Source organism: Gordonia sp. WA4-43 (assembly GCF_020520305.1).
Classification (GTDB): Bacteria; Actinomycetota; Actinomycetes; order Mycobacteriales; family Mycobacteriaceae; genus Gordonia; species Gordonia hongkongensis.
Window position 1 is genome coordinate 3,311,061 of the sequence record NZ_CP084736.1, and the last position, 25,089, is coordinate 3,336,149.

The following is a 25,089-nucleotide window of genomic DNA, read 5'->3' on the forward strand; positions in this document are numbered from 1 at the left end:
AACCCGTCCGGTCACGCCTGAGAGCAAGGATCACAATGGATTTCAGTTTCAACTCCGAACAGCGCGACTTCCGCGCCGCCCTGCGCCAGCTCGTCGACAAGGAGATCATCCCGGTCGCCAACGAGTGGGAGCGCACCGGCCGGTATCCCACCGAGATCGTCGACCGGTTGCGGGAGATGGGTCTGTTCGGGATCACCACGCCGGAGGAATTCGGCGGACTCGAACTCGACATGGTGTCCTTCACCCTCGTCTACGAGGAGCTCGCACGCGGTTGGATGGGGATCGCCGGAATCCTCGGCAGTCACAACCTGTCCTGCTGGATGATCGCGCGCCACGGCACCGACGAACAGAAGGCACAGTGGCTCCCGCGCCTGGCAAGTGGTGAGTGCCGCACCGGAATCGGCCTCACCGAGCCGGGGGCCGGAACGGATCTACAGGGCATCAAGACGACCGCCACCAAGGACGGCGACGACTACGTCATCCGCGGCACCAAGACCTGGATCACCAACGCGCGCCACGCGAATGTGCTTCCGGTACTGGTGAAGACCGACCCGTCGGCCACTCCGGCGCACAAGGGCATGAGCATCCTGCTGGTGGACACCACCACGCCCGGCTTCGAGGTCCAGCGGGACATGGGCAAGCTCGGCTACAAGGGCACCGAGTCGTGCGAGATCTTCCTCGATGAGGTGCGCGTCCCGCAGTCGACGCTGCTCGGCGGCGTCGAGGGCCGGGGCATGCAGCAGGCGCTGTCGGGCCTCGAGATCGGTCGGTTGAACATCGCCGGCCGTAGCGTCGGCATCGCGCAGGCGTCGTACGACGCCGCGCTCAACTATTCACGTGAGCGGACGGCATTCGGCAAGCCGATCTCGGACTTCCAGGCCATCCAGCTCAAGCTCGCCGACATCGCCACCCAGCTGCAGGCGGCGCGTCTGATGACGTACTGGGCAGCGGCCAAGGCGGATTCGGGTGCCCGCGTCGACGGCGAGGCCGGCATGGCGAAGTACTTCGCGTCGGAGACCGCGATCACCGCGAGCCTCGAGGCGATGCGCATCCACGGCGGATACGGCTACTCGACCGAGTTCAACGTCGAGCGCTACTACCGGGACGCGCCGCTGATGTCGATCGGCGAGGGAACCAACGACATCATGCGCACGGTCATCGCCAAGGCGCTCGTCAACGGCACCGTCACGGTCGGATGACGCAGACGCTGGTCTTCCTGTACGTCCCGGGCGACCGGCCCGAGCGCTTCGACAAGGCGGTCGGGTCGGGGACCGATGCCGTGGTCCTCGACCTGGAGGACGCGGTGCCGTTGTCGGGCAAGGACACCGCACGCATCGCCGTCGGCGCGTGGCTGGAGAACCGCGACCGGGACGGCGTCCCCGTCTGGGTGCGGGTCAACCCCGGAGCCGAACTCCTCGACGACCTCACCATGGCGGTGCGGGCCGGCGCCGACGGCGTCTGGCTGCCCAAGGTCGACGACGCGGCGACGCTCGAGCGGGTGGACACCATGCTGGCCGAGCTCGAGGCCGAGTGGGGACGACCCCGCACACCGGTGTCGCCGCTGATCGAGACCGGGGCCGGACTCTGCAACGCGGCGTCGATCGCGGCCGGACCGCGGGTCGAGTTCGTCCAGATCGGGGAAGTCGATCTCGCCGCCGACCTCGGGGTCACCTCGGTGGTCGGCAATGAACTGCTGTGGGCACGCTCGCAGGTGGTCGCCGCGTCGGCGGCGGCGCGGATCGGTCCACCGCTCGGCGCGGCGTCGCCGGTCATCGACGACCCGGACGGCTTCGCCGACGAGACCCGACGGCTGACCGCCCTCGGGTTCCTCGGGCGCGCCTGCATCCACCCGCGACAGATCGCCCCTGCCCGAGCAGGGATGGCGCCGACCGACGCCGAGGTCGCCTCCGCCCGCGACGTCCTGACCGCCTTCGACGCCGCGGGAGGCGCCGCGGCCACCGACAGTGCGGGCCGTCTGATCGACGAGGCGGTCGCGCGGATCGCCCGGCGAACTCTCGCCCGGCAGTCGACGTAGGATCGACAGCGCCGGGGCGGGGCGACCCACGGTTTCCTGCTCGGTGCCGGACCCGACCCCTCACGCGAACATCGAAACGGAGACGAACATGGTGGACAACATCCTGTGGCAGGCGATCCAGGACAACGAACTGGCACTGGCCGTACTGCAGTACGTGTTCTCGGGCGTCAAGTAGGGGAATCCCGAAACAACCCGCAATCACGTTGCGGCAGCTCGGTCCGAATTGCGGGCCGAACTGCCGCAACAAACATTTTGGGACGTATTTCAGAAATCGATCCGGTGAATTCACCGGCTACTCGGGTGGTGTCTGAATTGTCCGCTAGTGTTTAGCGATGCTCACAGGCACGCGCGGTAATCGATGGCTGGTGCGTCTCTCGGTGACGGCACTTGTGCTGGCGGTGGCCGCAGGTTTGGCGATCGTCGCCCCCGGTCCGTCGCAGGCGGCGCCCGTGGTGAACCCCAAGGCCGGAAAGCTCGTCGCGCAGGCCGACTTCCAGGTCAAACGGGACGGTTTCTCGTTCGAGAACTGGGGGCCGAACGACGCTCTGCACACTCGTGGTTTGAGCATCGAGGGCATGCGGGCGGTCTTCGGTGACGAGGTCTGCGCCCGAATCGTGGTCGGAGTCTGTTCGCCGACGACGGTTGCCGAGCTCGTCCAGCAGGAATTCAACGAGTCGATGGCGGGCGGGCACTGCTTCGGGATGGCCGCCCTGGCCGGACTGTATGCCACCAAGCGGTTGAACCCGTTCCCGCTGGCGATGCCGTGGCAGTCCGTCTACAGCATCGGCCCGTCGGCGCCGCTCGACGAACTCATCGCGCGGATGTTCATCACCCAGGGCTTCCCGCCCACCGACCTCCTCGAGTCAGAGGTCACCGTCACAGAGGCGCTGTCCCGACTGCGCTCGGCGTGGGCGCGCAACGACAACTACGTCCTGGCGATCTACACCGATGAGGAGCAGAGCGCCGGGCACGCCATCAACCCGATCGCCATCCGCGACCTCGGGCAGGGCAAGCGCGGCATCGTCGTCTACGACAACAACTTCCCCGGCGTGGAGAAGATGATCGTCGCCGACCCGGCTGCCAACAGCTGGTACTACTCGACGGCCACCAACCCGTCCGAGCCGACACTGTTGTTCCAGGGGTCGCCGGCCAACAAGATGATGCTTGTTCCGCTGGCACCGATCCTGGCACGTCATCAGGATCCGGAGCTGCGCAACGACGAGACGGTCGTGATGGTGTCGGACAACAACGGCGGTGCGCGCGGTGTCGGCGACGTCGACTGGGATGTGCGGGTCACCGATCCCGCCGGTCGTGCGATCCCTGGTGTCGACAAGAAGATCTTGTTCAACAACGACAACTCCGCGACGTTCACAGTGCCCGCGAACCGGAAGTTCCGGATCGTCGTGGACGGGGTGGAAGCGGGTCGGACCGCGGACATCGACGCCACAGTGCTCAGCGCGGGCGGCGTGGTCGCGATGGGTGATCTCGAGGTGCCCGCGGGTGCGGTCGCGGTCATCGACGCCGATCCGGCCCGGCACGGGATGCGGGTGACCTCGTCGGCACCGTCGACCGCGGAGTTCGAAGTCGCGACCGAGAATTCGCTGCGATCACTGTCGACCGAGACCACGCAGTTGGCGATCGGCCCGGGCTCGGCGGTCTCGGTGGGGGCCACCTCTCCGTCGGGAGTGACCGTTCGATCCGAAGGACGGGCACAGCGGCTCCGACTGGAGGTCGAACGAAGCGACACCTTCACCGATCGCGTCGCGGTCAGCCCGACGTCGATCTCGCTGCCCGCGGGCGCGACGGTCACGGTGCCGGTGAATCTGTGGCCCGGGTTCGGACCGCTGCCGGCGACCCTGCGTAGCGGCGCGTCGATCACGCCTGTACCGCTGAGCGTGCGGTGACGGCCACGTCGCGTCGCGTCCGCATCGCACTGGGGGTCGTCGTCGCCGGCGTGTTGGGACTGTCCGCGTGCTCCACGGGAACCACGCCGACCCCGACCCCCAGCAGCAGTGCCACAGCCGCCCCGGTCGAGTACCTCGACGAGGTGACCGTCCACCGGTTCGACTACCCGACGCCGGACGATGGTGACTCCGAACAGAATTGGGCCGAGCTGTACCTGCCCGCGGGTGAGCAACGGGTCGACACGATCCCGCTGGTGGTCCTCATCCACGGCGGTGCCTGGCAGAGCGCCCTCGGGGCCGACGTCTTCGAGCCGCTGGCACGAGACCTGGCCGATCGGGGCATGGCCGTGTACAACATCGAATACCGCCGCGTCGGATCGGGCGGTGGTTGGCCGACGACGTTCCGGGACGTCGCGAGCGCCCTGGACCACGTCGTCGTGGTGGACCGGCAGTTCCCGCAGATCGACACCGACGACGAGCTGGTTGTCGGGCACAGTGCCGGAGCGCAACTCGCGGTCTGGGGCGGCACCCGGCACAAACTGGACGACGACGAGGTCGGTGCGCGGCCGCTGTTTCGCCCGACGCGGGTCGTCTCGCTCGCCGGTCCACTCGACATGACCTATGCGGCCACGCATGGCGACGACCGGATCGTGACCGCCCTCGGCGGCACCCCGGCGCAGGTCCCGCAGCGGTACACGATGGTCGATCCCATCCAGAACATCGATCCCGACACCCCCGTGGTCGCCGTTCACGGAACCGCCGATCGGATGGTCGCGCCGGCCAATTCGCAACGCTACGTCGCCGCCGTCGTGCGTGACGGCGGTGACGCCGAGGCCGTTCTCATCCGTGGCGGCAACCACGGGTCGGTGGTCACCTCGACTGCGCCCGAGTACCCGCGGGTCCTCGACATCATCTCCGGAGCGTCGGCGGCGGATGTGCAGGACGTGGCCTGAGCTGGTCGTCGGCACCGGAACAACAGTGCCTCCGGGCCGGCTCAGAGGGTCACGAGACTCGCTGCGGGCGTGTACTTCTCCCGCTTGATCCGCCGGGGCGGCATGCGTCGTCGCTTGAGGGCCCGGACCCCCGCCTCGACCATCGCGGGCGGGCCGCAGAGGTATGCCGAGTGGTTGCGGCAGGAGTCGAAGTCGGCCATCATCGCGTCACCGACGTAACCGGTACGGCCGCTCCACTCTTCGCGGCTGAGGCAGGGCGTGTACCGGACATTCGGGTGCTCGGTCTCGAGTGCGCGCCAGAAGTCGACGTCGTACAGCTCGGCCTCGGTGCGGACGCCGTGGTAGACGTGGATCTCACGATCGGGGTCGGCGTCGAGTACTGCTCTCGCGATCGACTTCAGCGGCGCGAGACCGGTGCCCCCGGCGAGCAGGATGAGCCCGACGTCGGGTTCGCCCGGCTGATGGCAGAAGTCGCCCCACGGTCCCGTCATGGACACCGCCGCCCCGACCGTCAGGGAATCGAAGATCCACCGGTCGGTGGCGAGACCGTCTGGCTGCCTTCGGACGTGGAACTCGAGAGTGTCGGATTCGCTGGGCGGGTTGGCCATCGAGTACGGCCGGGTCTGGCCGGTGCCCGGGATCGACAACTCGACGTATTGGCCGGCCGTGAACTCGAACGGTTCGTCGAGTGACACCGTGATGGACACGGTGTCATCGGCCACCGCGGTGATCGAACCGACCGTTCCGGCGACATCGCGCAACAGGTGATGGCGCTCGCCGCACTCGGCGGCTGGCGGTTCGACGGCGATGTCGGTGATGGGTGTCGACTGACACGACAGCACGTATCCCTGCTGCTGCTCGGCGTCGGACAGGACACTGTCGGGGGCAGGCGGGGCGGTCACCATGCCGTCGATCACCCGGACCTTGCAGGTGCCGCAGGTGCCCTGGTTGCAGGAGTTGGGAATCCACACCCCCTGGCGCAACAGGGCATCGAGAACTCGCTGTCCGTCACCGCAGGTCACCGAGGTGTTGCCGGCGTCGATTCGGAAGGTCGTCGGGCCGGGCCGGGTCGTCGGGTCGGACACGTCACACCTCCCACACCGTGTGCAGTGACGTCGGCCCGCGGAAACCCCAACCCCAGAACTCGACGTCGCTGCTGTTGTCGCGCTCGAGGTTCGGGATGGACTCGAACAGCTCCTCGAGTCCGATCCGGCACACGTGATTGGCGAAGTAGATTCCTGCGCAGGCGTGGTTGCCGGCACCGAATGCGAGATGCGGCAACGGCGGTCGGGTGATGTCGTAGTCCGACGGTGCCTCGTAGACGGAGTGGTCATGATTGGCCGAACCGTACGACATCAGGACCACTGAGCCCTCCGGTAGGTCGACGCCCGCGACCTCGACGTCCTTCGTACTGATCCGGGCCGTGGCCGACCAGATCGGTGACGTCCACCGCATGCCCTCCGAGATCGCGCGCGGGATCAGGTTCGGCTCGTCGACGACCTGCTCGAATTGGTCCGGCCGGCTGAAGAGGCCGACCAGTGTGGAGGCCATGGCGTGGCCAGGCTCCTGCATCGCTCCGAGGAGGTATACGTACAGCGTCGGGTAGATGTAGTCGCGGTCGCGCGTCTGTCCCTCGGGCATACCGTCGTGCAACCAGTGGGAGATCGCGCTGTCGTCGGGATTCTCGATCCAGTTGTCGATCAGCGGATTGACGATCGACTGGATCTCCAGCTTCGCGGCGTCGGCCTCGGCGAAGCCGTCCGGGTTGGTGAACTCGCCGTTCTCGTCGACTCCCGCGTTGGTGAACGACGCCGACAGTTTGTGGAACCATTCGCGCAACTTGTCCGAACTCACCGACTGAAGGCCGAGAAGGTCGCCGAGCGCGCGCACGCTGACGGGTTCGCAGTACTGGGCGACGAGTTCGGCGCGCCCCACGTCCTCGAAGTCGCTCAGGTACCGGCGGGCGATCGGCCGGACGAGGTCGTCGATCCACCGGTCGACCTCCTGGGGTTGCAGGGCTGGATCGACCATCGACCGTAGGTCGTCGTGGATCGCACCGTTCACCCCGATCACTGCCGGGTGTCCGAAGGTACGGCCGCCGGCCTTGGTGATCACCGCCTCGAAGTCGGGGCTGGTGGCGATCGACCGGCAGATGTCCGCGGTCGTCGCGACATACGACCCGAGAACCGGGACATAGGCGAGCGGCGCCTCGGCGCGAAGCCGTTCGTAGACGGGGTAGGGGTTGCGTTCGAGTTCGGTCATCGTGATGTCGTCGATCCACGACATGGTGCTGGTCATGGGTTCCTCCGCTGTGTTCGTCTCGAGAGCCGGGGGCGGCGGCCGGCAGGTTGTCGGCGACCCGGTGCGAGGTGACATTAGGGACCGCCGACCGGGCGGTCGATACGCTTCGCGCGTCGGCGGCACCGATCGCGCGGCAATGTGATCGCAGTCTCCGAACCGGGTGGCGAGTGTCGTGTGTCACCGGGTTGAATCGAGATGCACGACCCTGCGCGACCGGAGTACGAGGAAGAAGTCCATGCGGAGCACGACATCGACCAGCGACTGGGAGACGGCGCATCGTGCCGTCGAAGAGGTGTACTTCCCGCATGAGCTGACCGCGCTGTCGTCGCCGGATCAGCTGAATCTGAACCTGCAGACCGTCGAGCTGGGACCGGTCACGATCGGCAAGCTCAACTGGGGGACCGATGTCTCCATCTCCTGCGACTATCCGGGCGCCTACGAGATCAACATCCCGGTCCGCGGCGTCCTGGACTCGCGCGCCGGATCGGTGCAGACGACGTCCGAGGAGGGGACGGCCACGGTCTTCACCGCGGACCGCCCGTCGACGATCACCCGGTGGTCGGCGGACTGCGTCGTGGTCGGGGTGAAGTTCGACGCCGAGTACCTCGAACGTGAGGCCGACCGGGTCCGGGCGTCGGCGCTGCGTTCACAGTTGCGGCTGCCGGATCAGCTGGATCTCGCCGGACCCGACCAACAGGCATGGTTCGGGCTCGTGCGTGCATTGTCGGCTCAGGTGCGCGAACCCGCCGACCTCCTGTCGAACCCGCTGGTCGGACCGCAGCTGGCGAGCGCGATCAGCAGCGCGTTCCTCCTCGCTGTCTCTCCGGAAGAGGCGGGTACCGGTCTGCGCCCGCGGATGGTCAAGCGCGTGCTCGACGCGTTGCACGACGATCCCGGACGCGACCGGCGTCTGGCGGACATGGCCGAACTGAGCGGCTCGAGCCTCCGACGACTGCAGGAGGGCTTCGCCGAACACGTCGGTGCGAGTCCGACCCAGACGCTGCGGGACATCCGACTCGACCGGGCTCACCACGACCTCACCGAACCGGACAACACCGACACGGTGGCCGAAGTTGCTGCGCGATGGGGCTTTTCGAGCCCCAGTCGGCTGGCGGCCGCGTACAAGAAGCGCTACGGCATCCCGCCGTCGGAACACCGTCGGCGGTAGCCCTTTGGGACGTCCGGTCGAATCTGAGTCGGACCTTTGCAGTTCAGGCCCCATCGTGTCGTCGATCGGTTAGTTTCCGCACTGCGTGACCTCCGGACGTACCCATCGAAAGGCGCGGCCATGAAACGTCGCCATGCTCTGCTCGCCATCTTCTTCAGTCTTGCGCTGGCGGTGTCCGGGGGAGGGGTCGCGGCGGCCGCACCGAATCCCCTGAGATCGTTGGACTTCGGATCGCTGGGCGGGCCGGAGGCGGGTGGATGTTCCGCACAGTTGTTGTACAACGACGAACTGTTCGGTCCGAAGATTCTGGCGACCGATGCCCCGGTGGGTCCGCAGTTGAGGGGTTACGACCGGCTCGCGGGTCTGAGTCCGAGCGAGTTCCTGCAGACGTATCGGAAAGGGGACAAGTGGGACTATCCGGACCACGACGGATACACGCTGAACCCCGACGGGTCCGCCAAGAAGTCGGTGACCACCCTCAACCCGAACAAGCGGATAGATCGCTATGGTCCCGCCAATGGTCGCTTCCTGGCCCCCGCGGGCACGCACTACAAGAGGCGGGCGCTTCCGCCGGAGAACCTCGTCGACAAAGACAACCCTCAGTTCTGCAACTATCACGTGTACGTGGTCATGCGCCCGGTGAAGGTGTGGATCGGACGTATCGCCAAGGGCTTCGGTCAGCCGGGCGGCGGCATTCAATATCAGATCGACCAGCAGCTCCTCGATCCCGGGTTGATCGAGGACCATCGCGGATGTTTCAACGAGACAAGCGGTTTCGTCAACACCCAGTGGTTGCTGTGTTCGGGTGTGCTCGAGAGCGTCTTCCCCGGATGACGTCGGGCGCCGACGACCAGCTCGACCCCGAGATGCGCAGCCGGATAGCCGATCTCGCGGCGACGATGTCGGCGGAGCCGTCCGATGTGCCTCGCCTGGGTCACATCCCCGACGACGCGACGCCCTCGTGCGTGCGTGACTCGGACGGTGTGTGGCACTTGATCATCCGCGAACGCGGCACGGTGATGTTCGACCGGCAGTCCAGCGATCCAGAGGAGTTTCTGAGCTGGGTTGCGGTGGCGATCGCCGAAGCGGCGTCGTATCGGCTGCACTCGCCCGGCGCGCCCGACTATCTGCGCCGCATATGGGCAGAACAGTATCGGATGCTGACCGCGGCCGACCCGGAGTGGGCCCGTGCGTGGTTGGAGCGGACCCGGACAAGGTTGGTCGACCAGGGAGCCGACGATCGTGAACTGGCGCAACTGCCGGGCCGGCATCCCGGCTGAGACGAGGTTGGGAATCGGCGTCCACCGGTGTGGGCGGCGTAGCGGTGCAGGTTCGCTATCCCGAACTTGAAGACGATCGTAGGACCACCACGGTTGGTCGAGCTATCCTCATGCTCGTTCGACGATGCGGCACAGCCTGTTTCAGGCCGGTTATGTGGAGTCCACTCGAGTCCGAAGAGGGTCAGGGCGCGGGCCAGTTGTGGATCCGCGGCGTCAATGGGGGAGTGGTCGAGAACGCCGGAGTGGGGCTGATGTCGGGGTCGGCGGCGCGTTCATAGAGCGCCCACATGCGCAGCTGGTCGCCGTGTCGGGAGTCGAACTCGATCCCGTCGACCGCTGCATGGCCGTGGTCGGTGAGGGCGTAAATCCAGCGGGAGATGGCCTGGGTGAGCCCGCGGGGCCGGCCGTCCCGCAACGCGGCGGTGTCGAGGTCATCGAGCCCGTAGCGGATCGCGAGCGGCCGAAACACCGTCCGGAGGGTGGCGAGGCTGTCCGGGTCGGCGGGCACCGCGAACCGTCCGGTCAGGGTGCCGTGACCGATCATCCGTAGATCGCACCACGATCGCGGAACGTGGCCGGGCGGCAGCGCGGGGTAGTCCTGCTCGTCTTCCTCGTCGACGACGATGTCGTCGAGCTCGGCGATCAGTTGTGGGCTGGGTCGGGCGAAGGCGAGGACTTCGAGGTAGCAGGCCAGGGGAGTGTCGGCGCAGTACAAGGTGCGCCACACCCCCGTCGGGGTCGTCCCAGCGGCCGGCGAAGCGGTCGTCGGTGGCGTACTCCCATGGTGTCCACTCCCACGGGCTGGGCGCGTATCCGACTCGATATATGGGCGTGGCAGTCCGGATGCTGGTGGTGATCGGGCCGTGCGGGGTGCTGATCGTCGAAGGCTGTGGTTGGTTCATCCCACCGCGGCGAATTGGCGGGCGGCGGCGAGTACTTGCGGTCCGACGTCGGCGAGCTCGCCGTCGCGCAACAGCAATGCCGGCGCCCGGTCGTCGAGGACCGGGTTGAGGCCCTGGAACCAGGCTTGTGCGACGGCGGGGGTGTCGCGTTCGGTGATCAGGCGGGCGGCGCGGTAGGCGATCCGGAGCCGTTCGACGTCCTCGGGGTTGGCGATGGTGCGGGTGCCGTCAGCCCATTGCCGCACCGCCCGGGTCTCGCTCACCCGACCCAGGTAGGCGACCAGCCGCGCGCCGAGCAGATCTCGCAACGCAGCCACCAGTTCGGGCTGCGACATACGAGCCGCCTCGGCGTAGGCAGCTAGTGTTCTGAGTCATTAATTCGTGTGCAGTAGTGGGCGATGGAGTCGAGGATCTGGTCAGCGGTCTTGACCCACACGTAGGGGCGGGGGTTGTCGTTCCAGGTCTCGATCCATGCTCTGATGTCGGCGTTGAGCGCTCTCACGGTGCGGTGGGGGGAGCGTTGGAGCTTCTTGGTGGTCAGTTCGGCGAACCAGCGTTCGACGAGGTTCATCCAGGATGAGCTCGTCGGGGTGAAGTGGACAACGAATCGTGGGTGCGAGGTCAGCCATCGTTTGACCGCGGGCGTCTTGTGGGTAGAGGCGTTGTCCATGACCAGGTGGACGTCGAGCTCGTCGGGCACCTCGGCGTCGATCTTGCGGAGAAACCCGATGAATTCTGTTGCCCGATGCCGTGAGTGAAGCGAACCGATCACTTTTCCCGACGCGATGTCCAACGCCGCGTACAGACTGGAGGTGCCGTTGCGCACATAGTCGTGGCTGGCCCGTTGCGGGGTGCCCGGGAGCATGGGAAAGATCGGCTGGGTGCGATCGAGAGCTTGGATCTGGGTCTTCTCGTCAACGCAAAGCACCAGGGCACGTTCGGGTGGGTTCATATAGAGCCCGACGACATCGCGGACCTTCTCGGTGAACAAGGGATCTCTCGACAGCTTCCACGAATCCTGTTTGTGCGGAGCCAATCCGAACGCCCGCCACACACGCGACACGGTTGACTGTGACATGTCGAGATGCTCGGCCATCGCCCGCGTCGACCAGTGTGTCGCATTCTTCGGAGTGGTCTCGAGAGTCGCGGTGATCAAGTTTTTGATCTGCTCGTCGTCGACGGTGCGAGGTCGCCCAGGCCGGGGTTCGTCGAGCAACCCCTCGCAGCGGTGCTCGACGAACCGGCCTCGCCAGCGCCGCACGGTACTGCGATTGAGGCCGAGTCGTTGTGCCACTTCAGTATTCGAACCGCCATCAGCGGCGGCGAGAACGATTCGTGAGCGCATCGCCAAACCCGAGGCCGTCGTTCGCCGACGCGCCCACCCTTCGAGCTCACGGCGCTCGTCATCAGTCAGAACAATATCCACTGCTCGCGGACCCCGGGTTGCCATTCCCTAGCCTAACAACCGAACGGAAATTAATGACTCAGGACACTAGGTGGGGTTCGCCGCGCTACATTCCAGTGATGACCGCACTTGAGCGCGGTCTTCCCGTTACGGCAACGTCGAACACACTCGTGAGCTGTCGTGGCTGAATCTATTGGCGATGGGCGGTTCGAGGCCGGGCTCGAGCACCTGCACCGCTACGTCGCGGTGTACGGCACCAGCAACGCCCGCCGGCGCGATGTCATTGACGGATTCGCGATCGGCACCTGGGTGCAGAGCCGCAGCGCTGACTACCGCAAGGGCCGGTTGTCGGCCGAGCGGATCGAACGGCTCGAGACCGAGTTCCCGGACTGGCGGTGGACCATCCGGACTAATCAGGGATGCGTCAATGCATCGCGACCGTAAGATGGCGAGCAGCCACCGCTCACGGAAGCGGAGCTTGAGAAACTGTTCCTCGCACTGGCCTAAACAGTCGGCCAACCTAGTACTACCGCGAGTCGTAGCGACTTGAATCGCCCCGGGTTTGCTGGAGGCTCGGTTAGTTGGTTCCAGCGTTTGCGGGGACCGGGTTCTCACGGTAGCTGGTGACGGTTTGGGTCGACCAGTAGGCGCTCTCGTACTCGACGGGTGGGACGTGTCCGATCTCGCCGTGCAGGCGGCGGTGGTTGAACCATTCGACGTACTCAGCGACGGCGATCTCGACCTCGCCCACACCTGCCCAGCCGCCTCGCGGGCGCATCACGGGGTTACGGATGCATTCGGCTTTGAACAGCGAGTTGAACGCCTCAGCCATCGCGTTGTCGTATGAATCCCCTTTGGAGCCAACAGATGTCACCGCTTCGGCTTCGGCCAGTCGTTCGGTGTAGCGGATGGCTCGGTATTGCACTCCGCGGTCGGAGTGGTGGATCAGCCCGGCCACGTCGTGGCCGGCACGCGACCGTGCCCACAATCCCATGTTCAGGGCGTCGAGGGCGAGGTCGGTGTGCATGGTGGTCGAGACCTGCCAGCCGACGACCATCCGCGAGAACACGTCCAGGACGAACGCCGCGTACACCCAGCCCGAGTGGGTGCGGATGTAGGTCAGGTCCGCCACCCACAACGCGTTCGGTGCCGCCGCGGTGAACTGACGGTTGACCCGGTCAGCCGGCCGGGGTGTTTCAGCTCCCTCGCTGCGCGTGGTCTTGCGTGTCTTGAGTCTCGCTATCCCTTGCAGCCCATCGGCTTTCATCAATCGCTCGACGGTGCAGCGGGCAGCACTATGGCCCTGTCTGCGCAATTGGGCATGCACCTTGCGGGCACCGTAGACGCCGAGGTTGTCGGCATGCACCGCGCGGACCTGGGTAAGGAGCTCCCGGTCACGCACCACACGAGGCGCCTCGGTCTTCTGGGGGCTCAGGTGGGCTCGTACCGTGGACGGAGCGATCTGGGCGGACGTATCGCGCAATGCCGCACAGATCGGATCGACTCCGTGTTCATCGCGGTGAGCCGCGACGAACTCCACGATCAGCGCTGTGGGCGGTCGATCTCCGCCGCAAAGAAAGCCGAAGCCTGCTTCAAGATCGTGTTCGCTCGCCGCAGTTCACGGTTCTCCCGCTCCAACGCCGCGATGCGGTCAGCGTCCTCACTCGTGGTGCCCGGGCGGACCCCGCCGTCGATCTCGGCCTGACGAACCCAATTGCGCAACGCCTCGGGATGGACTCCGAGCTGATCGGCGATCCGCTTGATCGCACCTCTCGACGAATCGGGATCTCGTCGCGCTTCACATGCCATCCGGGTGGCCCGGTCCTTGAGTTCCTCACTGTACTTGCGTGGTGCTGCCATGCTCTCCATCCTTCACAGGTTCGAGAGCCTCCGACAGACCCGGGGCGGTTCAACTGTAGCCAGGACGGAAGGAAGAGAGCTGCACATTCGAGGGAGCTCGCCGCCCTCCCCTCCAATCCTGTGAGAACAGTGCTGCCGGTGACCGTTATGGTTCAGCCGCTGTGTACGAGCCTGATGCTGCAGCGCCGCGACTGGTGGGCGGGCAATCCGCTCGGCCTGACCCTCGCGGTCAAGCCGGTCCTTGCGGTGTTGTTTTCCTGTCGCTACTGAACCGGCAGTGGAAGGCCGAGCGTTTGCAGTTCCAGCCCTGTTGACCGTCGCAGCCTGACCGCTGGCGGTGGATCGCCGAACGTGGTCGCGTACCTCGCAGAGTTGGCGGCGCGCAGAACGGAGACGCGTGCGGCGTCAGTCTGACCGCGTGAAGTTGGCGAAGAAGTCATCGATTGTTGATACGTCGGCATAACGTCGAAAGTGAGCAACGTCGACCTTGACGAAAACACCGCTAGAGGTGAAGTACGTTTGCTCATCGAACGATCCGGCGGCCGCGATGTGCAGTAGGCGATCCGACTCGTGGTCAATCCAGGCAGTGAGACGTATGGGAGTGTGCAGCGGGACCGGCCGGCGGTATTCGACGGTCAGGGTGCGGGTCACCGCGGGGGTCCGCGCGATCCACAGGGTGAAACCCATGATGTCGTCGCAGGCGGCCGAGATCGCGCCACCGTGCGCCAACCCGGGCGCGCCGAGGTGTTTCTCGTCGAAGGTGTGATCGGCGTACACCCGCTCGCCGCTCCGGTAGACCTCAAGTTGAAGTCCGTGGGGGTTGCTGCTTCCGCAGCCCATGCACTGGGACGAGTGTGCCGGCAGTCTTGCTTCGGGGGTCATCTCTGATCGTTGTCCTTAACTCAGCCCGCCACCTACGCAACAGGGTGCGGGGGGATCGATGAGGTGTGGGAACCGGTCCCGAACACGGTCTGTGCTCACCACTATAGGTAATACTGCCAGTACCTGATACTGTCCATTACGCACACGCGAATGGAGTGGCGCACACCACGCGCACTAGGGGGGGAGATGGCCATCACCACCGGCACAGGCGTCAACCGTCTGCTAGACGGCGCTGCCACTTTTGGTAACACCGTCGGCTTGGCTGGTCAGGCCCTGCGGTGGGTAGCAGTAGACATTGCTACAGGACGATTTCCGTTTCGCGAAGCCGTATCGCAGACCTGGTTCGTCATCGTCGTGACAACTCTGCCGGCGATTCTCGTAGCTGTGCCATTCGGTGTCATCGTGTCAGTACAGGTGGGTAGCCTCACTCAGCAAGTTGGGGCCACGTCAATAGCTGGCGCCGCTGGTGGCCTCGGGATTATTCAACAGGGAGCGCCCATCGTTACCGCCCTCCTACTCGGGGGCGCGGCCGGATCAGCGATTGCCTCTGATTTGGGTGCTCGAACGATTCGCGAAGAAATTGCTGCCATGGAGACACTCGGACTCAATCCGATCAGGCGAGTCGTAGCGCCCCGGTTCGTATCTGTGTTGATCACCGCGCCGCTGCTCTGCATGCTAATCGTCTTCACCGGGCTGCTGGCGGGCTACGCCATCAGCGTCGACGTCCAAGGCATCACACCAGGCAGCTACGTCGCCTCGTTCGCTTCGTTCGCATCGATAACAGACATCGTTGTCGCTCTATGCAAATCGCTTGTGTTCGGACTTGTAGTGGTGACGATTGCTTGTCACCGCGGCCTGTCGACGAAAGGCGGCCCTAAAGGCGTCGCAACCTCAGTAAATGCCACCGTAGTACTGGGCGTCGTCGCATGCTTCGTGATCAATGTCTTTATCACGCAATTAACAACCATGTTCGTCCCCCAAACTATTGGATGAGAAACGCCTCGTGACCACCGTTCCCTCCCGGAGGTTCTCCGCCGCCACCCGCCCTGTCGAAGCCGTGATCGCGCCAGTTGTACACGTACCTGAACGCTTGGGGCACGTCGCGACCTTTGTGATCGCCGCGGTCCTCGGCATCCGCCATGTGATCACCACCTACCGACGCCAAACCCTGCTCTACATACAAGAATTCGCCTGGGGTAGAGGTGCAGTCTTGGTCGGTGGTGGAACGGCCATCGTCCTCGCCATCCTCGGCATCGCCGTCGGCGCCTCAATCGGTATCCAGGGTTACGCCTCTCTGGACCTCGTAGGGATGGGTTCACTGACGGGGTTCATCTCTTCCTATGCCAACACCCGAGAGCTTGCGCCAATGATCGCGGCGATCGGGTTCGCAGCACAAGCCGGCTGCCGGTTGACAGCTGAGATCGGCTCGATGCGCATTTCCGAGGAGATCGACGCTCTCGAGGCTATGGCGGTACGTCCTATTCCATTCGTCGTCAGCACTCGCGTAGTTGCGTCGATCACGACCGTGATTCCTTTGTACATCGTCGCGCTTATTCTCGGATTCGGGGCCGCCAAACTCGTCGTCACACAAGTTCACGGCCAATCCGGCGGCACTTACGATTTCTATTTCGACCAGTTCCTCAAACCTCAGGATCTTGCCTTCTCGCTTATCAAAGTTCTTGTATTTGTCATTTCTGTAGTGATTATCCATAGCTATCAGGGCTACTTCGCCACAGGCGGAGCTGAGGGGGTGGGTCGAGCGTCCGGTCGAGCGATCCGCACGAGCCTCATAGTCATCGTCGTGGAGGACATGATCTTGACCCTTCTGATGTGGGGATTCGATTCCGGCGTACGGATTTCAGGGTAGGGGGTTCAGTGGCTGTCTTTCATGATCCGTCCGGACGCGAGCCGTCGCACGGGAACCTGGCCCTTCGGGGGGTCGCCCTATTGATCCTCGGCGCGATAGCTGCCTACTTACTGATAAGTGACGCTAACGGCGACTTCAGCGATCACACGTCGTTGACCATCAACACCGACGCGATAGGCGACGGATTGAAGGGGGGATCGGATGTGAAGTACCTTGGGTTCACCGTGGGGGAGGTCTCGAGCATCGCGGTTCGAGACCGTGGCGCGGCGGTCAAAATCAACCTCACCGGTTCCGGTAACGACCTAGTTCTCCGGCAGGGCATGACGGTGAACTACACCTCGTCAAACGCATTGGGACCAACTGCACTGGAGATCGTAGATCCTGGACAAGGACCACCCATCGGTTCCGGCGGGAGTGTCTACGTGAGCAGGTTGCAATCTGAACAGACCTCGGTGTCAACGCTTGTTCGCAAGATCTCCACGCTGGTCGAGGCACTGGACCAGCCCTCATTTGAAGCGGTAGTGAGGTTCATCGTTGAGGACTCGCAGGCAATGGCTGATAGCGGAAGACTCGTTCTCCAGATTGCGCAACTCACGCGAGATGTCCAGAAACGGCCGGTCGGGGAGGACCTAGGAATTGCGGCTAACCTGTCCACCGGAGTCGCCGACTTCATGACGCCGTTTGTCCCTGGCGTCTTGAAGAACGTCGATATCGCTGACTTTTTCGCCACCCAACAAAACATCGACCGCACGAAGAGTAATCTCGGCGACACGGGAAAGGTTCTTTTCGGTGGGCTCGGCGGCCTGCTCGATAAGAATTACCCAGCCCTGAGTTCGCTGTTAGACGTCGGCCTTGACCTAGCGCGGCCCGTCGCCAGATCCGCCTCGGGGCTAGTTCGCACGGTGTACACGATCCCGCAGATCCTCGATGGCATCGACAAAGCCTTGCCGAAATTCAACGAACGGGTCCAGCTCCAGCTAGCACTGGTGGTCCAGACGTCGCCTGCCCTACAAGGCGCATTGAGAATGGGGGGTGCCACGCGATGACTCTGAGGTCGCTAACACCCACAATCATTAAAATCGTCGCTTTCATCGCTCTCATCGGAGTCCTTTCATATGTCATCATCGCGATTCTGCAGCCGACCAACGAAGGGTCACCCAGTTCGCAGCGTTCCGCGGTGTTTGCCGACGCTTCCGGACTCAAGCCCCGCGACGGGGTACGACTCGCTGGAGTGAAAGTGGGATATGTAACGGCTGTCGATCTCGAGGGCTCAACAGCGATCGTCCGTTTCCAACTGGATGACGGTGTCGCGATTACCCCCGCGACGACTGCCGCTGTGCGTTACCAAAATCTGCTGGGGCAGCGGTATGTGGAACTCATCAATGCCGGACAAGGCGCCGACCAGGACTCGATCACACAGGTGGCACTCGAGAAGACCGTCCCGTCCTTCGACGTATCGACACTATTCAACAGTTTCAAACCAGTATTCGATACATTGAATACTGCGGAAATCAACGAGCTTCAGTCGAACCTTCTACGGGTTGCCCAGGGAGACGGTCGAGGTATCGCACCAGTCATGAAGCAAGTCGCGAACATCACTGATTACGGGAACCAGCGTTCAGAGATCATCACCAATATTGTGACGAGCCTGGGGCAGGTGTCCGACCAGTTGATGGGGCGCTCCGCTGAACTGGTTGAGTTGATAGACAAATTGGGGTCAATCGTCGATGCGTTCAGCCGCGTGAGCGATCGACTGCGGGCCTCGCTGCGAGAGGTCAACCGTTCGATGGCAAAGACTGTACTCGCCGGTGAGCAGATCGAGTCGACCTACGACACCAGCTTCGCGGCTATCTTTCAGAGATTAGTGCGGGAGCCAGGGGATACAGAAGGCCTACTGAATGGTGCCGTTCTCCTGAAGCCGCTCCTGGACGCCCTGGCCGCAACATCCAACGCGACTCCCCCGCCCTCGGCGGCAGGGTGTGCCCGAGGGGTGCTCGACCTACCGAGAACAGTGCAGATCGCCCTGATGGGTCAACGACTGGTGGTGTGCCAGTGACCCGTTTCTTCGGCAAGCGTCCGCATCACCGCCCGCAGCGTCGGCGGGACCTCATCCTGGCGGGGGTCGTAACGATGGTCACGGTGGCCGGTCTCGTCGCCGCCGGAGCTGTGTATATCTCGCCGCCCGGACAAACTATCTACAGCGCGGAGTTAGTCAATACCGGCGGATTGGAAGCTGGCGACCAGGTACGTATCGCCGGGATCAGGAAAGGCAAGGTAGCGTCGGTCGACCTGACCGGAACGTTCATCACCGTGCGGTTCCGGCTGGATGACTCGATTGCCGTTCGGTCGGACGCGACGGCGAACGTCCGTCTCCTCACCCCTATCGGTGGACGTGTATTGGACCTCGACCCAGGTTCAGGCCCGTCGGCCATTGACGGCGCGATCCCACTGGTGCAGACAGGCAGCACCTATGATATTTCCAGCACCCTGGAGACATCTACACCGGTGTTCCGTGACGTGCGTGGTGTTGATCTACGGCGCACGGCGGCGTTGCTACAGGATGCCTTTTCCGACGGAAACACCAATATCCCTGATGCCCTGCAAAACGCGAGCAGCCTGATGGACTTGCTGGAGCGTCAGTACGCACAACTCGACAAGACGGTGGCTTTGTCCGACGAGTATGTCGCTGCCCTCGCAAACCGCAAGCAGGTACTCGTGGACTTCCTACGCCAGCTCAGCTTCCTTGCCCGCACCCTTGGACCAGACATCGCCAACGTCCAGAGCGGGTTCGATTATCTACGTCGTCTTTTTAAGTTGCTGACCCGGCCGCTTGTCGCGTACCGCGACGGTATAGAACCATCGGTACAGCAGTTTAAGATCCTTCTAAACAAGGTGTCGGCCCAGATGCCCGCCTACCAAGACGCGCTGGCCCAGGTCGATCAGATCACCAGAAGACTGAGCATTCTCCTCAATGCTCCGCAGGTCGGACCTGCGAGTCCTGAACCGACCGTCCGCGTCTGTATCCCGATTGGTGATAACAAATGTTGACGGAGCGGATGCGTCGGCATCTGATCCCGATCGCCACCATTGTCACACTGGCAGTAGTGATCGGCGGCGTCGGAATCGACTATGCGACAGCCGACGACGACACGCGATCACTATGTGCGGAGTTTTCTGACGCATCAGGTCTGTACGAAGGCAATTCCGTCGCGATGCTCGGCAAGAAGGTGGGCAGGGTCGTAGGCATTCACGAGGAGGGACAGAAAGGTGTGCGTGTCGATATGCGGATCGACAAGACCGTGCCGCTTCCCGCAGATGTGGGTGCGACCCTGGTGTCCACCTCGATTGTCACCGAAAGACAAATCGAGTTCACCCATCCCTATCGTGGCGGAGAATATTACAAGTCGGCTGAGTGTATCCCACTGGAAAAGACCAGGACTCCACTGGGGATTAGTCAAACGCTCGACGCGATCAGCACTCTTTCAGACGAACTCGTCAAGGACGACGGACGTAACACGGATGCGATTCTTCAGGCACTTACACTCGTCTCGAAAAACATGGAAGGGACCCAGGGTGATATATCCGGCATTCTCCAGGACTCGGCCACGCTAATCAACGATCCGACCCGGCGTGATAGCCAGATACGCAGGATTGTAGCCAATCTCGCCACCTTAACCGGTGTTGCCACCGAAAACAGTACTGAGGTGACCCAGCTATTCGACAACTTCGTAGGCGCAATTGAGGTGATTGTTGCTTTCGGTCAAACATTCGGCGCCGCAACAGAGTACGCAGGCACCTTCGTCCCTATCCTGTCGCGCCTATCGTCTGACTTCGGGCCACCTATTTTCTCACTTGGAGATGCTGCGGTTCCCCTCCTCTCGCAAGCGGGCAAGCAAGAAAACATACTTGCGTCCGTCGCCGCTCGAACAGCTGACCTCATCGTTGAGCATCCAGATGCGAAGTCGATCCTGCGGGCATTCGCAATATCTGTACCACTGCAGGCCCTCAAGAACGCGTGCGCTCCTCCTTCCGTCAAGGACGTTTGCGCGACGGGTAACGAAGCGGCGACGATCGCCAACTTGATCGGAGGGCAACCTCGATGATGATCTACGGCTACCTTCGTCGTGTCACGGCCGCGATCGTGACGCTGTTCGTAGCGACTATCGCCCTCGCCGCCTGCAGCATCAGTGCTGACAACCCGCCGACCATCGGTGGATCATCCGCCCGAGACGGCTACGACATCGAGATCGAGTTCACGAGTGCTCTGAACTTGCCTGCCCGTGCCAAAGTCCTCTCTCGAGGGATTGACGTCGGTGCCGTCACCAGCGTCGCTTACGACGGAGGCCACGCGCTGGTTGCTGCCCGAATTGATAAAGACGCCCAGCTGCCGGAAGATTCGCGCGCGGAACTCCGCCAAGACACTCTCCTGGGCGAGATTTATGTGGCCATCCTTCCCCCTGCACAGCAGTCCACCCAAGGCTTGCTGCGCGCGGGATCGGTAATACCTCTCTCACGCACCGAACCGGCTGCCAACGTCGAGGACGTGATGCGGGGTATGGCTAACGTATTGGGCGGGGGTGAACTCGATAAAATCCATACCGCGATATCGACGCTGAACTCGACTTTTCCGAGTGACCCCGCCCAGTTCGATGCGCTCTACCGCACGACCTTGCGCACCGTGTCTGAGGTGTCTGCCAACACCGACAAACTCGACGTAATCCTGCAGTCAGCCGATCGCACACTCAAAGTGATCCTGGCCGACCCGTCAGGTACAGACCGAATGTTGACCAAGGGGGGAGTGAACTTTTATGGTCTGGGCTACTCGCTAATTGACGTAGCGCTACTCATCGCTAATCTGCGCGACTTCGCGGTATCCGCAGGCCGTATCGTCGACCCTGAGTATTCCCGCATCAAGGAAACGGTGGGCGCGATCGCGCCAGTGGTCGCGTCCATCGCGTACTCGGACATCTACTCCAAGGATGTTTCCGACAAGGCGGCTCGTGTAATACGCGAAAGGCTCATCCCATTCGTCAGCTCGCCAGATATCAACGTCTCCGATGTGTCTATCGATGGCCGAGAACTGGCGCGGCGTGATGCCGAGTCGTTCATAACCGTCTTGCGAGCGATCGGAATGATGCCATGATCCGCAGCACCCTCGTATCGCTGGTTGCCCTTGTCCTCGTTCTCCTCGTCGGAGCGACATACTTGATCATCGACGTGGCACGGGTAAACCCGTTCCGCACCGACTACGCGATCTCGGCCATACTCGAGAGCTCGGGCGGCCTTCTAGACACATCACCGGTAATGTTAGAGGGGGTGCCGGTGGGAAAAGTGACATCTATTCGCGTCACAGGTAATCAGCTCGCCGTCGACATGTCCATCGACTCCGACTATAAGATTCCTCGCGGCAGTGTCATGACGATTCAGAACCTCTCGGTCGCGGGAGAACAATACATCAATTTCATCCCACCGGGCACAACCACCAGTGAGTACTTGCGTAGTGGGGACCTAGTGCCCGCCGGCGCCATCCGCGTGTCGCAATCCGTTCCCCAGGTGCTCCCGAAAATGTCGGCAGTGGCGGACGCGCTCGATCCAGCATCGATTCAGTCCATCAACGAAACGATCTCGGCGGCAGTCGACGGCCGGCAAAAGGACCTCGACACGATCGGAGACATGATGCACCGCCTCGTGGACTTCGTCGGTGACGACGGTGCCGTCCGTACCACTGCGGACAATGCCGAGTTCCTCCTGGGCCTTATGTCGAACGTGGGCGGTGTGCTCAGCACCGCGTCGGTCCGGACCCCGGATGCCGTCGACGGTTTGGCGAGGATCCAACGTGCGTTCATCGTTTTCACTTCTACGTCCTACGACAAATGGCCACCGATCCTGAAGCTAGTGGAAAAGCTCAGCGGCTACATCCAGATACTCCAGCCCGATATTGTCGCCATTACCCGCGCGGTGAAGCCGGCGACGGCGAAAGTCGCAGACACATACATCGACTTCGGATCGATCGGTGATCTTCTGGCTCGAACATTCCCAGCGTCACATCGGGGGCAGGCGCAGATTCCGATCGCCGTCACGCCATCACCTCGCTGACGCCCGATGGATACCTCCTACACCAGCATTCACAGAAGGCAGCAAATGACGGCACAAGACAACGGACCAGAATCCAAGGACAGCAGCGCTGAGGATAAGCTGACTGCGGCTTCCGACAAAGCAGATCGCAGCGACGCCACTGGTGCTACAGAATCTGCGACGTCCCAAGACGGTCCCGCCCCGGACGAGGCAAGCCCCCCGACGTCCGATGCCAGGCACCGATGGAGATCAGCACGCGTCCAGGCGGTGGCCGCCGGCGCTTTCGTGGTGGCACTCGCGGTGCTGGCCGGCCTCTTTGCTTACCTCTACATTGACATGAGGGAAGCAAAGACGTCCGCGGAGAACGCTGCCACACAACGAGCGCAGGCAGCGCAGGCAGCATCGGACTACACCACAAAGTCGCTCACCTACAGCTACCAAAACACCGGCGCATTCTTTACCGAAGTGAAAGAGAATGCCAGCGATGCGTTGGTCAAGCGATACGACGATGTCGAACCCACCCTGACCCAAATCATGGAACAGGCCAAGGTCCAAGCGTCGGGACGCGTACTGGCGACCAGTGTCACCGGCAGCGCCAGCGAGAACCGGGGGGAATACACGGTGCTGGTCTTCGCCACCCAGAAGACCCAGAATGTTCAGAACCCTCAGCCGAGCGAACTCCCCACACTGTTGAAAGTAGTCGTGCTGAAGACCGAGAACGGCTGGCAGATCCAGGATTACGGACCTGCCGAATGATCCAGCGTCCGCCGCGAAAGGAGAATTTGATGAAAAGCACCATGCAGGAGGTGCCGATGACAGTGTCATCGATACTGCGTCACGTCGCAACCAATCATACTGATAGGCAGGTGATTACTTATTCCGCGAGCGACTCTGCCCGGTACGCAACCTACGGCGATCTCGAAGAGCGATGCGCACGTCTGGCGAATGCTCTGCGCCGGGTCGGCGTGGTCGGCGACGACCGCGTGGCAACCATGCTGTGGAACAACCAGGAGCACCTCGAAGCGTACGCTGCGGTACCCGCGATGGGCGCGGTGCTGCATACGCTGAACATCCGGTTGTCACCGGCTCAGCTGCAGTTCATCGCGAACCACGCCGAAGACAAGGTCATCATTGTGGACGGGTCGCTGGTGCCGTTGTTGGCGGCGGTCTTACCGGGCTTGGCGACGGTTCGGGTTGTGTTCGTTACCGGCGACGGCGACACCTCCCCGCTCGACGGCCACGGCGTGACCGTGATGCGATACCATGACGCGCTCGCAGCAGAATCACCAATGTTCTCTTGGGTCGATCCCGACGAGCGGTCGGCTGCGGGTATGTGTTACACGAGCGGCACTACAGGCGATCCCAAGGGGGTCGTCTACAGTCATCGCTCGGTGTTTCTGCACTCCATTGCAGCGTGTACTGGTAACGCTCTGGCGATCGCAGAAGCCGATCGTGTACTTCCCGTCGTGCCGATGTTTCATGCCAGCGCCTGGGGTCTGCCCTACGCGTCGCTGATGGCCGGCGCGGACTTGCTCATGCCTGATCGATACCTTCAAGCGGCGCCGCTCGCCGACTTGATCCAACAGCATCGCCCCACGAAGGCAGGAGCAGTACCGACAATCTGGAACGATCTTCTTCAGTACGGTATCGCGAATCCGGGTGTCGACTTGTCATCAATCGACCTTGTCGCCTGTGGTGGAGCTCCTGTCCCGCAGTCGTTGATCGAAGGGTTTGCGGACCGCTTCGGCGTACAGATTATCCAGGCGTGGGGCATGACTGAGACGTCCCCGCTTGCAGCGGTAAGTCGGCCTCCCGCCGGGATCAGCCCCACAAAGGAAATGTCGTACCGCAAGCGACAGGGACGGGCAATTTGCGGGGTGGAGATGCGCCTCATCGACGAGGGCGGCCTGCCGGTTCCCCGTGACGACAAGTCCGTCGGCGAACTCGAAGTGCGGGGTCCGTGGGTCACAGGCAGCTACTACCGGCTCGAGGACGCCGAGAGGTTTCGGGATGGCTGGTTGCGGACCGGAGACGTGGGACACATCAGCCCGGACGGGTACCTGACGCTGACCGACAGGTCCAAGGACGTCATCAAGTCAGGGGGCGAATGGATCTCGTCAGTGGAGCTCGAGAACTGGATCATGTCGCACCCAGATGTCGCCGAGGCCGCGGTTGTCGCGATGCCCGACCCCCGGTGGCAGGAAACAGCTCTCGCCGTGGTGGTTCCGGTACCGGGTCGCAAGGTGTCGGCTGACACGCTTCACGAGTGGTGCCTAAGAAATTGCCCGGAGGAGATCCCACACTGGTGGATCCCGAAGAACTGGACGTTCGTGGAGCAGGTACCGCGTACGAGCGTGGGCAAGTTCGATAAGAAGGTGTTACGCGCGAAGCATGAGCAGGGCGAGCTGCCGGTTGTATCGAATTAGCGCCGCTATAGGGCGCAAGTGTGCCCACCGA

At 63.2% G+C, this 25,089-nt stretch carries 27 protein-coding genes and 1 other annotated feature; of the genes, 20 read left to right on the forward strand and 7 right to left on the reverse strand.

Annotated elements, in window-relative coordinates:
• Window positions 1-35 precede the first annotated feature (35 nt).
• The 5 genes from LEL84_RS14790 (at window position 36) to LEL84_RS14805 (ending at window position 4,892) form a co-directional block, all read left to right on the forward strand.
• Window positions 36-1,199 carry an acyl-CoA dehydrogenase family protein gene (locus LEL84_RS14790; RefSeq protein ID WP_004020855.1) on the forward strand — a complete coding sequence of 388 codons (1,164 nt, stop codon included), beginning with the start codon at window positions 36-38 and terminating at the stop codon, window positions 1,197-1,199.
• On the forward strand, window positions 1,196-2,035 hold the full coding sequence (locus LEL84_RS14795) for an HpcH/HpaI aldolase/citrate lyase family protein (RefSeq protein WP_064572082.1): 840 nt from the start codon (window positions 1,196-1,198) through the stop codon (window positions 2,033-2,035). Before LEL84_RS14790 ends, LEL84_RS14795 begins: the two co-directional genes overlap by 4 nt.
• A 43-nt stretch (window positions 2,036-2,078) precedes the next feature.
• The gene (locus LEL84_RS24755) at window positions 2,079-2,210 is read left to right on the forward strand and encodes a hypothetical protein (protein WP_255220179.1); all 132 of its coding nucleotides are present in this window, start codon (window positions 2,079-2,081) and stop codon (window positions 2,208-2,210) included.
• 157 nt (window positions 2,211-2,367) lie between these two features.
• The gene (locus LEL84_RS14800) at window positions 2,368-3,939 is read left to right on the forward strand and encodes a hypothetical protein (protein ID WP_065632051.1); all 1,572 of its coding nucleotides are present in this window, start codon (window positions 2,368-2,370) and stop codon (window positions 3,937-3,939) included.
• Window positions 3,936-4,892 (forward strand): alpha/beta hydrolase family protein, encoded by a 957-nt coding sequence (locus tag LEL84_RS14805; protein WP_101820400.1) that lies wholly within the window; start codon window positions 3,936-3,938, stop codon window positions 4,890-4,892. The genes LEL84_RS14800 and LEL84_RS14805 overlap by 4 nt, the downstream gene beginning before the upstream one ends.
• Window positions 4,893-4,933: 41 nt before the next feature.
• On the opposite strand, the gene LEL84_RS14810 is transcribed toward LEL84_RS14805, so the two are convergent.
• Window positions 4,934-5,977 (reverse strand): 2Fe-2S iron-sulfur cluster-binding protein, encoded by a 1,044-nt coding sequence (locus LEL84_RS14810; RefSeq protein WP_065632050.1) that lies wholly within the window; start codon window positions 5,975-5,977, stop codon window positions 4,934-4,936.
• A 1-nt stretch (window position 5,978) separates the two neighbouring features.
• Window positions 5,979-7,190, reverse strand: coding sequence for a cytochrome P450 (locus tag LEL84_RS14815; RefSeq protein ID WP_004020850.1), 1,212 nt, complete (start codon window positions 7,188-7,190; stop codon window positions 5,979-5,981).
• A 238-nt stretch (window positions 7,191-7,428) separates the two neighbouring features.
• On the opposite strand from LEL84_RS14815, the gene LEL84_RS14820 reads away from it, so the two are divergent.
• The 3 genes from LEL84_RS14820 (at window position 7,429) to LEL84_RS14830 (ending at window position 9,641) form a co-directional block, all read left to right on the forward strand.
• The gene (locus tag LEL84_RS14820; protein ID WP_226512016.1) at window positions 7,429-8,361 is read left to right on the forward strand and encodes an AraC family transcriptional regulator; all 933 of its coding nucleotides are present in this window, start codon (window positions 7,429-7,431) and stop codon (window positions 8,359-8,361) included.
• Between the two features lie 120 nt (window positions 8,362-8,481).
• A complete protein-coding gene (locus LEL84_RS14825) occupies window positions 8,482-9,195 on the forward strand; it encodes a TNT domain-containing protein (protein WP_058253050.1) in 714 nt (237 codons plus the stop codon).
• A complete protein-coding gene (locus LEL84_RS14830) occupies window positions 9,192-9,641 on the forward strand; it encodes an Imm63 family immunity protein (RefSeq protein WP_058253051.1) in 450 nt (149 codons plus the stop codon). Before LEL84_RS14825 ends, LEL84_RS14830 begins: the two co-directional genes overlap by 4 nt.
• A gap of 181 nt (window positions 9,642-9,822) precedes the next feature.
• Here the strand turns inward: LEL84_RS14830 and LEL84_RS14835 are convergent, their stop codons facing one another.
• The 3 genes from LEL84_RS14835 to LEL84_RS14845 all read right to left on the reverse strand — a co-directional run bounded on the left by LEL84_RS14835 (window position 9,823) and on the right by LEL84_RS14845 (window position 11,993).
• Complete coding sequence (locus LEL84_RS14835) at window positions 9,823-10,368, reverse strand: RES domain-containing protein (RefSeq protein ID WP_223258854.1); 546 nt, start codon at window positions 10,366-10,368, stop codon at window positions 9,823-9,825.
• Between the two features lie 171 nt (window positions 10,369-10,539).
• Window positions 10,540-10,878, reverse strand: a complete 339-nt coding sequence (locus LEL84_RS14840) for a hypothetical protein (protein ID WP_033204248.1) — start codon at window positions 10,876-10,878, stop codon at window positions 10,540-10,542.
• A 23-nt stretch (window positions 10,879-10,901) separates the two neighbouring features.
• The gene (locus tag LEL84_RS14845) at window positions 10,902-11,993 is read right to left on the reverse strand and encodes an IS630 family transposase (protein WP_068884350.1); all 1,092 of its coding nucleotides are present in this window, start codon (window positions 11,991-11,993) and stop codon (window positions 10,902-10,904) included.
• A 135-nt stretch (window positions 11,994-12,128) separates the two neighbouring features.
• Between LEL84_RS14845 and LEL84_RS14850 the strand changes: the two genes are divergently transcribed.
• The gene (locus LEL84_RS14850) at window positions 12,129-12,392 is read left to right on the forward strand and encodes a helicase associated domain-containing protein (RefSeq protein ID WP_004022477.1); all 264 of its coding nucleotides are present in this window, start codon (window positions 12,129-12,131) and stop codon (window positions 12,390-12,392) included.
• 133 nt (window positions 12,393-12,525) lie between these two features.
• On the opposite strand, the gene LEL84_RS14855 is transcribed toward LEL84_RS14850, so the two are convergent.
• A protein-coding gene (locus tag LEL84_RS14855) for an IS3 family transposase (protein ID WP_085949824.1) occupies window positions 12,526-13,808 on the reverse strand; the annotation gives its coding sequence in 2 pieces (ribosomal slippage) (window positions 12,526-13,520 and window positions 13,520-13,808; 1,284 coding nt in all).
• Window positions 13,402-13,530 (reverse strand) — a sequence feature (AL1L pseudoknot). Its footprint overlaps the gene before it by 129 nt.
• Window positions 13,809-13,937: 129 nt before the next feature.
• Here LEL84_RS14855 and LEL84_RS14860 point away from each other — a divergent pair.
• Window positions 13,938-14,078, forward strand: coding sequence for a hypothetical protein (locus LEL84_RS14860; protein ID WP_156422439.1), 141 nt, complete (start codon window positions 13,938-13,940; stop codon window positions 14,076-14,078).
• A 135-nt stretch (window positions 14,079-14,213) separates the two neighbouring features.
• On the opposite strand, the gene LEL84_RS14865 is transcribed toward LEL84_RS14860, so the two are convergent.
• The gene (locus tag LEL84_RS14865; RefSeq protein WP_004023289.1) at window positions 14,214-14,690 is read right to left on the reverse strand and encodes a PaaI family thioesterase; all 477 of its coding nucleotides are present in this window, start codon (window positions 14,688-14,690) and stop codon (window positions 14,214-14,216) included.
• 258 nt (window positions 14,691-14,948) lie between these two features.
• Here LEL84_RS14865 and LEL84_RS14870 point away from each other — a divergent pair, with 258 nt between their 5' ends.
• The 10 genes from LEL84_RS14870 to LEL84_RS14915 are packed head-to-tail and all read left to right on the forward strand — an operon-like array spanning window position 14,949 to window position 25,058.
• A complete protein-coding gene (locus tag LEL84_RS14870; RefSeq protein ID WP_033206584.1) occupies window positions 14,949-15,683 on the forward strand; it encodes an MlaE family ABC transporter permease in 735 nt (244 codons plus the stop codon).
• A 10-nt stretch (window positions 15,684-15,693) separates the two neighbouring features.
• A complete protein-coding gene (locus tag LEL84_RS14875) occupies window positions 15,694-16,557 on the forward strand; it encodes an ABC transporter permease (protein WP_014928961.1) in 864 nt (287 codons plus the stop codon).
• 8 nt (window positions 16,558-16,565) lie between these two features.
• Window positions 16,566-17,603: an MlaD family protein gene (locus LEL84_RS14880; protein ID WP_004023292.1), complete on the forward strand. Its 1,038-nt coding sequence runs from the start codon at window positions 16,566-16,568 to the stop codon at window positions 17,601-17,603.
• On the forward strand, window positions 17,600-18,613 hold the full coding sequence (locus LEL84_RS14885) for an MlaD family protein (protein WP_004023293.1): 1,014 nt from the start codon (window positions 17,600-17,602) through the stop codon (window positions 18,611-18,613). The genes LEL84_RS14880 and LEL84_RS14885 overlap by 4 nt, the downstream gene beginning before the upstream one ends.
• Window positions 18,610-19,605, forward strand: a complete 996-nt coding sequence (locus tag LEL84_RS14890) for an MlaD family protein (RefSeq protein WP_004023294.1) — start codon at window positions 18,610-18,612, stop codon at window positions 19,603-19,605. Before LEL84_RS14885 ends, LEL84_RS14890 begins: the two co-directional genes overlap by 4 nt.
• Complete coding sequence (locus LEL84_RS14895) at window positions 19,599-20,660, forward strand: MlaD family protein (protein WP_004023295.1); 1,062 nt, start codon at window positions 19,599-19,601, stop codon at window positions 20,658-20,660. The genes LEL84_RS14890 and LEL84_RS14895 overlap by 7 nt, the downstream gene beginning before the upstream one ends.
• Window positions 20,657-21,700, forward strand: coding sequence for an MlaD family protein (locus tag LEL84_RS14900; protein WP_004023296.1), 1,044 nt, complete (start codon window positions 20,657-20,659; stop codon window positions 21,698-21,700). Before LEL84_RS14895 ends, LEL84_RS14900 begins: the two co-directional genes overlap by 4 nt.
• Window positions 21,697-22,653 (forward strand): MlaD family protein, encoded by a 957-nt coding sequence (locus tag LEL84_RS14905; RefSeq protein ID WP_004023297.1) that lies wholly within the window; start codon window positions 21,697-21,699, stop codon window positions 22,651-22,653. The genes LEL84_RS14900 and LEL84_RS14905 overlap by 4 nt, the downstream gene beginning before the upstream one ends.
• 6 nt (window positions 22,654-22,659) lie before the next feature.
• Entirely contained in the window at window positions 22,660-23,388 is a 729-nt protein-coding gene (locus tag LEL84_RS14910) for a hypothetical protein (RefSeq protein ID WP_223258800.1), read from the forward strand.
• 29 nt (window positions 23,389-23,417) lie between these two features.
• A complete protein-coding gene (locus tag LEL84_RS14915; RefSeq protein ID WP_014928958.1) occupies window positions 23,418-25,058 on the forward strand; it encodes a long-chain fatty acid--CoA ligase in 1,641 nt (546 codons plus the stop codon).
• Window positions 25,059-25,089 lie beyond the last annotated feature (31 nt).